The following is a 280-nucleotide window of genomic DNA, read 5'->3' as shown; positions in this document are numbered from 1 at the left end:
GCCTGCGTGCCATCGTCAAGATTCTGGACAACCTGTCCGAGGATGAGATCGCCAAGCTCAACATCCCGACCGCTATCCCGCTGCTCTACGAGCTGGACGAGAACTTCAAGCCGATCAAGCCGCGTGGTGAGTATCTGGACCCGGAGGCTGCCGCCGCCGGTGCCGCCGCTGTCGCTGCTCAGGGCCAGAAGTGAGCCTAAGCCGCTAATACGGTAAGCATTAGGGGAGTCGCACAATTATCGTGCGACTCCCTTTTGCTATGCCGAAACAAGTTTCAAAC

The 280-nt window shown here is 58.2% G+C and carries 1 pseudogene; it reads left to right on the top strand.

The features are described from left to right. Positions 1–194, top strand: a pseudogene (locus EIK80_RS25775) (phosphoglyceromutase); the annotation flags it as partial. Positions 195–280 lie beyond the last annotated feature (86 nt).

Origin of the sequence: Caulobacter sp. 602-1 (genome assembly GCF_003931565.1) — a bacterium.
GTDB lineage: Bacteria > Pseudomonadota > Alphaproteobacteria > Caulobacterales > Caulobacteraceae > Caulobacter.
Note: the sequence above shows the minus strand (reverse complement) of the source record. Positions and strands in the feature narration are given on the sequence as shown.